Annotated in this window: 1 protein-coding gene; it reads left to right on the top strand. The window is 60.7% G+C overall.

Annotation, left to right across the window (positions count from 1 at the left end):
- Positions 1–456: immunoglobulin-like domain-containing protein (locus HU766_RS26040; protein WP_186661875.1), on the top strand; the 456-nt coding region annotated here is incomplete at both ends.

Below are 456 nucleotides of genomic sequence, written 5' to 3'. Positions count from 1 at the left end.
GAACGTGAAGCCGACCTTCACCGTCCACATCAACACCGCGCTGGCGCACGACCTGGTCGTGACCCTGAGCAACAACGCCACCGTCACCATCAAGGCGGGCGAAACCAGCGCACCGTACAGCCACGCTGCACAGGGCGACGACGTCTACAAAGATGCCGGTGAGATCAACCTGGGCATCAAGTCAGCAGCAGACATCGACGGCCGTGCCTTCGAAAACCTGCAACTGGGCGACGCGGCGTCGGTCAAAGTGACTGACACCACTGACGACGTAGTGGCCAAGCTGACTGCAACACCTTCGGTCACCGAAGGTGGTGCGATCACCTACACCATCACGCTGACCAACAAAGACGGTCTGCCGATCGATAAACATTCGGCGCTGACCTTCACGCTGAGCGACGGCACCACCGTCATCACCGTCCCGGCCAACAGCACCAGCGGTTTCGTCACCGTGACTGC

The sequence above is a fragment of the Pseudomonas sp. SWRI77 genome (assembly GCF_014269105.1).
Lineage (GTDB): Bacteria > Pseudomonadota > Gammaproteobacteria > Pseudomonadales > Pseudomonadaceae > Aquipseudomonas > Aquipseudomonas capeferrum.
Note: the sequence above shows the minus strand (reverse complement) of the source record. Positions and strands in the feature narration are given on the sequence as shown.